Source organism: Oleiphilus sp. HI0117 (genome assembly GCF_001635235.1).
The window spans coordinates 1-7,966 of the sequence record NZ_LWGA01000828.1 but is presented as its reverse complement, the minus strand read 5'-3'; the positions used below and the strand labels follow the sequence as shown (position 1 = coordinate 7,966).

Annotated in this window: 5 protein-coding genes and 1 pseudogene; 4 read left to right on the top strand and 2 right to left on the bottom strand. The window is 44.1% G+C overall.

Features of this window, described 5'->3' with window-relative positions; genetic code table 11:
* The first annotated feature begins 182 nt into the window (after nt 1–182).
* The 4 genes and pseudogenes from A3757_RS13895 to ggt all read left to right on the top strand — a co-directional run bounded on the left by A3757_RS13895 (nt 183) and on the right by ggt (nt 5,889).
* Nucleotides 183–893 (top strand): ABC transporter substrate-binding protein, encoded by a 711-nt coding sequence (locus A3757_RS13895; RefSeq protein WP_231878281.1) that lies wholly within the window; start codon nt 183–185, stop codon nt 891–893.
* A 147-nt stretch (nt 894–1,040) separates the two neighbouring features.
* Nucleotides 1,041–2,618, top strand: a pseudogene (locus tag A3757_RS13890) (transporter substrate-binding domain-containing protein); the annotation flags it as partial.
* A gap of 42 nt (nt 2,619–2,660) precedes the next feature.
* The gene (locus tag A3757_RS13885) at nt 2,661–4,046 is read left to right on the top strand and encodes a putative bifunctional diguanylate cyclase/phosphodiesterase (protein WP_369819550.1); all 1,386 of its coding nucleotides are present in this window, start codon (nt 2,661–2,663) and stop codon (nt 4,044–4,046) included.
* A 52-nt stretch (nt 4,047–4,098) separates the two neighbouring features.
* Nucleotides 4,099–5,889, top strand: a complete 1,791-nt coding sequence (gene ggt, locus A3757_RS13880; RefSeq protein ID WP_068554800.1) for a gamma-glutamyltransferase — start codon at nt 4,099–4,101, stop codon at nt 5,887–5,889.
* Between the two features lie 4 nt (nt 5,890–5,893).
* On the opposite strand, the gene A3757_RS13875 is transcribed toward ggt, so the two are convergent.
* Together A3757_RS13875 and A3757_RS13870 are read right to left on the bottom strand one after the other, a co-directional pair.
* The gene (locus A3757_RS13875; protein ID WP_197470047.1) at nt 5,894–6,649 is read right to left on the bottom strand and encodes a pseudouridine synthase; all 756 of its coding nucleotides are present in this window, start codon (nt 6,647–6,649) and stop codon (nt 5,894–5,896) included.
* A gap of 8 nt (nt 6,650–6,657) precedes the next feature.
* Nucleotides 6,658–7,966, bottom strand: a 1,309-nt coding sequence (locus A3757_RS13870) for an AarF/UbiB family protein (protein ID WP_156506324.1), incomplete at its 5' end; no start/stop codon positions are given.

The following is a 7,966-nucleotide window of genomic DNA, read 5'->3' as shown; positions in this document are numbered from 1 at the left end:
GCACGCTAACCTACTCAAATGCCACGACGGGGAAAGACGGTCATACCCACATGTTCAGGGAAAGTTATAACGCCTGGATGGGCGCTAAAGTGCTTTCAAAATACCTAAAGAAAAACTTCAAAGGTAAAGAGTTATTCTACATCACTGCAGACTATACCTGAGGCTGGTCGACTGAAAACTCAATTCGCAAGTTCAGCAAAACCAAAGACAAAAAAGCACACCAGCGCGCACTTGTCCCCTTCCCTGGTGCGACAAAGCAGGACTTCAAGGCGGCCTTAGACGCAGCGAAAGAAGAAGTACCCGATGTATTAGTGTTGGTTTTATTTGGCGATGATATGGCAAAAGCCTTAAAAATGGTCACCGCCATGGGGCTTAAGAAAAAAATGTCTATCGTCGTACCTAACCTGACCTTAGGCATGGCCAAAAGTGCTGGACCTGAAGCAATGGAGGGCGTTGTTGGTGCTTTACCCTGGGCATGGAATATACCAGAACAATACAATTATGAAACAGGCAAAAAATTCGTTGAAACCTTTAGCAAACGCTATGACGCCTACCCTTCTTCTTCCGCAGCTTCGGCATATTCAATTTTATATCAATACAAAGACGCCGTAGAACGCGCAGGCAGCTTTGAAACAGCCAAGGTTAGAAAAGCTCTGGAAGGCCATAAATATTCTTTGTTAAAAGATGAGCAGGAATGGCGAGCTTTTGACCAACAAAATATTCAGACAGTCTATGCTGTGAAAGGTAAGACTAAAGAAGATATTTTAAAAGATAAATACCAGTCAGATTACTTCGAGATTCTAACAAGTATGAGTGGCGAAAAAGCCGCAAGAACCCAGCGCCAATGGAAGAATGACCGATTTAAAGCAAACAAATCATCTATTCTGAATTAGCTCATAGGCCGGGGAAGGCGCTCAAAACAAGGAGCGCTTTGCCTACATTTTACTAGCGTTTGGGAATCACTGTTAAGTGCTTGTATTATTTGGTTTAAAACTAGGTATACATAAGCCCTAACTCTCTACAGAACAATCCGGACGTCTATGAGCAACAAGCAGCATGGTCACCCCCCTAAAAAATCAGTAATAGCAGCTACTCTTTTCCCTAGGATTACGTCTTTTTCTTCACTCACTCAGTGTTTGCAGCTGCTTATATTAGGTTTTATTTTAGCCCCGCTATATAGCCACGCGACGCCCGATAGCTCAATCAACTTAAGCCTGGAAGAACAAGAGTGGTTAGCACTACATCCCGTTGTATCAATAGCATATGATGGTTACTTCCCTCCCTACAGTTTTTTGGACAATGACAAATCTATCGATGGTTTTTCGCCAGAGTTGTTCGGTATTATTTCAAAAAAACTGGGGGTCGAGTTTTCGCCCTATGCAAAAACGCAATGGAAAGAGCTATACGAAGATGCCAAGCAACATAAAGTAGATATTGTGGCAACAATGGTAGAGCGTGATGAACGCAATACCTGGTTCAAGTTCTCTGACCCATATATTCGAAAGTCATTAGTTATTATCACTCGTGACGACAACACAGAGATTGATAGCAAATTTGACCTGAAATATAAAAAAGTTGCTCTGGTTTCTGACTACCAATACGCTAAACGAATTACTAAAGAGTTCCCTACGATTCAACCCTTGAAGGTTGATACGATGCTTGATGCGCTCAATGCCGTGTCTGTCGGTGATGCCGATGCAGCCGTCTCATTTATTGGTGCTGGGCATTATTATCGCACCAAGTATCTGATCTCAAACTTAAAATATGCAGCAATATACGACAGTAATGGCTCGCCTGAGTCGATTGCAGTAAGAAAAGACTGGCCGCTTTTATCTTCAATTCTAACCAAGGCTCTGCGCAGCATTCCCGAAGATCAGCTTCAAGCGCTTCGCTCTAAATGGCTTCCGATCGATTATTTACAAGCCAACAGGCAAGTTCGTCTAAGTCCTGATGAACGTGCTTGGGCAGATGCTCATCCAACTATTAAATTGGGTGTAGACCCGGAGTTCGCTCCTTTTGAGTTTTTTGAAGATGGCCAATACAAGGGTCTGGCCTCGGACTATATTAGCTTGTTAAATCGGCGCTTAAATTTAAATTTGGAAGTCATTCCTGACCTAAGCTGGGCAGAAGTGACCGAGAAAGCAAAAAATAAACAATTGGATGTTATGCCGGCTGTGGGTATGACTGAAGAGCGTAAGAAATTTTTTTAATTATACCCGCCCTTACCTGAGCTTCCATCGTGTCATTGTCACTCAGTCAGATTTTCCCTTTATTTCTGGCTTATCTGACTCAGCACTCATAAAGTCGCTGTTCAGGCAAATTCATCGCACTATGGCTTTGTCACTGAGCAGTCGAATATCCAGCCCCATACATACAAAACCCTGAATGAAGCCTTGCTTGCATTGTCAGGTGGCGAAGTCGATGCATTTGTAGGAAATGTCGCCTCAACTTCTTATTGGATAAGGAAGCTTAACCTTAACAACCTAAAGGTAGCCGCCCCCGTTTCAAAAGAGAAACAAAACCTACACTTCGCCGTACGTAATGACTGGCCCGAATTGGTTTCTATTATTGAAAAAGGTCTGGACAGTATTACGGTGGAAGAAGAAGAGGCTATCCGCCAAAAATGGACAAGCATAAAAGTCGATAACGAGCAGAGCCTAATGATCGTTCTTCGGATAAGTGCTGCTCTTTTTGTCATCATCATTATCGGTGCGCTTTGGAACATGATGCTAAAGCGTAAAGTAAGACAGCAAACTTCACAGATACTTCGTTCAGCGCATTATGACCAGCTAACCGACCTTCCAAACCGCTTCCTGATCGAAGACCGTTTACGAGAACGCATTAACGAAGCCAAACAGAACAACTCGAAAGTAGCCATGCTTTCGATAGACATCGATGAATTTAAGAAGATTAATGACTCCTACGGGCACAGTGCCGGGGATCAAGTCCTGAAACAAGTTGCTGAGCGGCTTGGCACAACACTAACAGAGGGTGACACACTGGGCCGCCTCAGTGGTGATCAATTCCTGATTATCATCAGTCACTTTAATGATGTGTCCGACCTAGCTTCAACAACCAGCTCCGTATTGGAGCAGTTTCGGGCAGCCTTTCAAATAGATGCGGGTTTATACACTCTTTCGGCGAGCATCGGGATCTCAATTTTTCCTTTTGACGGCGACACATCTGATGAATTACTTAAGAATGCCGATTCAGCAACTCACGTAGCAAAAGAATTCTCTAACGGTTCCTATGCTTTTTACACTACAGAGCGAAAAGAGAAAGTATCGCGTCAAATAGAGTTAGAGCAAGCACTTCGCGCTGCCTTGGACAAGAACGAAATGTACTTGGTCTACCAAGCAAAGATCGACGCACAAAGTAAACAAGTAATAGGCTTTGAAGCATTATTACGCTGGCACAGCGAGCATCTTGGCCAAGTATCCCCTGCCGAATTTATCCCAGTAGCCGAGAGAAACGGCATGATCATTCCGATTGGTGAGTTCGTAATTCAGCAGTCTTTAGCTGCGCTGGTCGAGCTTAAAGCTCATTACAATGCACGCTGCACAATGTTGATAAACATTTCTCCGGTTCAATTTAACTCACCAAGTCTTATAGATGTCTTGAGCGACACGGTATCCTCCTCGGGCATTGACTATAGTTCGGTAGAAATTGAGATTACAGAAGGCGTTCTGATGTCCAGCCAGAGCAATACGGACTTCATACTTAATAAAATAACTGAGCTAGGTATGAAACTCGCAATGGATGATTTCGGCCAAGGATATTCATCTTTAAGCAGCCTCCGAAAATTCAGCTTTAACACCTTAAAAATCGATAGAGAGTTTATTAACGAACTTCCTTTTTACGAATCTGACTGCAAACTCGTCTCTGCTATTATCCTAATGGCGCACGGTTTGGATATGAAAGTAGTTGCCGAAGGTGTCGAGAGCCAGGAACAAAACGACTTCTTGCTAGAGTGTGGCTGCGATTCAATACAAGGCTGGCTCTATGAAAAAGCCGAAAAGTTGTCTACCCTGCTCAAGCACAAGTAACGCACTGTTAAGCCGCTCCAGAATAAGAACCTAAGTAAGAGGATATCGCTAAATGAAGTCGCTACTCACCTTCATAACAATACTATCTTTCTATTCTCCTTTGCTTCACTGTCAGCAAGTAAGTGACCTATTCGCTCCAGAGCAAGGCCAAGCAGATAATAAACAACTCAAAACCCAAACAATACGCCCCGCTTCTGACCTTATAAAATCGCGCTATGCAAAAGAGTTTATGGTTGTCAGTGCACACCCGGAAGCAAGTAAAGCAGCCTATAAGGTATTAGAGCAAGGCGGTAATGCCATCGATGCTATGGTCACCGTACAAACGGTACTTGGTCTGGTTGAACCGCAATCCTCCGGTTTAGGCGGTGGCGCATTCCTGGTCTACTATGACTCACAAAATAACAAGCTCACTACCTTTGACGGGCGTGAGACTGCTCCCTTAGACGCTCACTCAGAACTTTTCTTAAAAGAAGACGCTCAGCCAATGGCTTTTTTCGACGCGGTAGTAGGTGGTCGATCAGTAGGCACACCCGGGACGGTTAAACTTTTAGCTGAGGTCCACAAGAAATATGGTAAGAAGAAGTGGCTATCTCTACTCAGCCCTGCGATACAACTTGCCGGAAATGGTTTTAATGTAGGCCCACGGTTAGCGAACGCAGTAAAAAGAGATGAAAAATATTTGAGCAGTGATGATAGCGCATACCAATATTTCTTTCCTGATGGACGTGCGATACAAGCAGGACAGCAACTTAAGAACCCTGCTTACAAAAACACCTTGGTCGCTCTAGCAAAACATGGTGGTGATTACTTCTATAATAGCGATATTAGCCAAACAATCGTTGATAAAGTAAAGCAAGCGAGCAACCCAGGCTTTCTATCCCAGAAAGATTTCTCAGACTATAAAGTGATTGAACGGCAAGCGGTGTGCTCTCCTTACAAGACTTACGAAGTTTGCGGAATGGGGCCACCAAGCTCTGGTGCGACTAGCATTGCGCAAATACTCGGCATCCTAGAGCCTTTCGGGCTGTCACAAAGAAGCTCAAACTCTGCAGAAACATGGCAGCTTATCGCCGATGCCAGCCGCCTAGCGTTTGCTGATCGAGGGCAATATATTGCGGACCCGGCATTTGTAGACTGGCCAAAAGCCATGCTCAACAAGCACTACCTTAGAAGTAGATCAAAGCTAATTACGCCAGGAACAGCCCTGCAAGGTGTATCGCCGGGAGTTCCCGATGCAAAATTTTATGCCGCCTATCAGGCAGGTAAGTCAATCGAAGTCCCCTCAACCAGCCATTTTGTGATCGTTGATAAAGATAAAAATATAGTTTCGATGACCAGTACCATAGAAAATGGTTTTGGTTCCAGACTAATGGTGAATGGCTTCCTTTTAAATAACGAACTCACTGACTTTTCCTTTAGGGCTCACCATAAAGGAAAACTCGTTGCTAACCGTGTTGAACCAGGTAAGCGTCCGCGTTCATCGATGGCACCCACCATCGTCTTTAAAAAAGATACCAATGGCCTCAAACAGCCCTATGTCGCTCTGGGTTCACCCGGCGGTTCACGCATTATTAACTATGTCGCCAACAGCTTAATTGCAATTTTGGATTGGGAAAAGACGCCACAAGAAGCCTTTGATCAGGCGCATATAGTTAATCGCTTTGGTGTGATGGATATCGAAGCAAACAGCTCGGCAGAGAAACTAAAAGACGTCTTTGAAGGCATGGGCTACCAAACAAAAGTGAAAGATTTAAACTCAGGCTTGCATGGGGTGATCTTTACTGAACAAGGCTTGCTTGGCGGCGCAGACAAGCGTCGCGAAGGGCTTGTCTTAGGAAAATAAATACTTATGTTTGCTTGTTGTCTAACTTGAAAGCAGCCTTGGGCCAATTTAGCTTCTGAGGCAGTCTAAAATCATTGCTTTCGCTTAAACTTGTGAGGCTAAAAGCTTCACCTTGAAAGTTCTCATCGGTGATATCATAGCGCTGTCCGAACAAATCAAAGCACATCTTATAAGCATGCAGATAGCCTCTATCAGCCTTCATACCACTATAGCGCTCGTCACCTAAAATTGGGCTCGCTAGTGACTTTAAGGCTACACGAAGCTGATGAGTTTTACCGGTTTCTGGCTTTAATGCAAATAGCCAATAGCCTTCTTTCGTGCTCAGTTCAGTATCTTTATTCAACATCGGGTCGAGCGCCTTGGCGAAAAAACGAGTCACAGCAGGATTAGTTTTTTCTCGACGAAGCAAATAACTACCACGACGCCCTTTAACCATATCACCGGCAACCGCCCCCTGCTTTTTACCTGGTTTCTTAGTACTCAGTGCCAGATAGTACTTTTCGATGGTTTTATTCTGGAGCATTTCACTTATTGCTTTGTTCGAGGCCTGAGTCTTTGCGAAAACCATCAATCCAGAAGTCATTTTATCTAAGCGATGAACAGGGAAAAGCTGCTCAGATTCGAACTGAAGCCTAACCTTTTGCACAATCCCTTGAAGTAGGTCATCACAGTGAAAAGGGATACCAGCTGGCTTATGAACGGCAAGAAGATTAGCATCTTCAAATAGCGTTATTAAGCTTTCATCAGTTTCTGAACTCACCAGCCGGCCTACTGAATTTCTAGTAAAGACATTGGCGCGACAGGGGCCGTTTTTGATTTTAATTGCTCTTGGGCAGCAAAATGATTCGTAGCATAGGGTGAATCTTCAGGCTCAGATAGAATATTCGGCCTAACAATGCGGTGATAAGTAAAACGAAGCGGAAACATCGCTACATCCGCAACAAGATCTTTCGCCATTGTCCAGCCAGAGATATCTTTATAAAGATTATTGTAGGTGCCGACCATAGCAAACAAAGATCTAGATAAGTGTAGATAATCGCTCTTAATGGTCATATCAAGCTGATAGGTATTAGACATTAAATGCAAGGCAGTCTGTAAACGCTGGCGCAAGCCTTCCTGCCCCTCTTCATAAAGGCGAAACATAAAGTCTCTACCCAATGGGGTAACGTTCTTTTTAAACAACGTTTCTTCAAGCGCTGTTTTAATCTCGTCATAGCGTTCCAGGTTTCCTTTTTGGCCCTTACTCATTTGAATAAGAGTCATCGTCAGCATATCAACATCGCCACTCAATACCGACGCCAGGTAACGACCTACCATTCCCCACTTACCACGCATATCGACGGCATTTCCCCAATCAATAAGGAACAACCTGGCATCGAGATCTACCATCACATTTCCAGGGTGAAGATCTCCGTGAAACTCCTGGTGTATCAGAAGATGTTCAAGCATGGTGTATAGGAAATTGTCGGCAAGTTTTCTCTGAAACTTTTTCTTTCGCTTACCACGGTAACGATCTATCGCCTGGTTTATCGCCATGGCATCCTGAAGGAATTCCATTTCAATGATGCGTCCAGTAGCACCGTATAAACCCGGTACATACCATACTGGCGATGCCAGGGCCCGCTGATAGAAACGGTCTTGAATTTCTGCTTCATGTTTAAAATCGAGCTCTTGCTCAAAGCCTTTGGTAAATTCCTTTATCTGTTCTGACATTGCCGCCAAAAACGGCCTCAACTTACTATGAGGTGCCCAGTACTGACTACTGATAAGCATCAGCTCGATGGCCAGAGAACCCATAGCAAACTCACGCTCTAGGTTATGACGTGCCACCTTTACGACGACCGGGACTAGAACCTCTTCATCCCCATGCTGCATTGGTTTCTTAGCAACAAATACTGAGCCAATTGAGCCGGATTTAATCGGGTTATTGACATCAAAACCAAAATATCGGGATTCTGGCTTCTGACCAAACTCCTCATTAAAGGCTTGATAGACCTCGGATGCCGTCATCGGGTCGACATCTTCCTGGAATACTTTTAACTCTTTAGAGATTTCTTCAGGCAGGAAGTCTGAGTTT

Bases quoted from the DNA above. Each gene is read 5' to 3' on its own strand.
- A3757_RS13885 (WP_369819550.1), top strand. From the start codon at position 2,661: ATGATCGTTCTTCGGATAAGTGCTGCTCTTTTTGTCATCATCATTATC.
- ggt (WP_068554800.1), top strand. From the start codon at position 4,099: ATGAAGTCGCTACTCACCTTCATAACAATACTATCTTTCTATTCTCCT.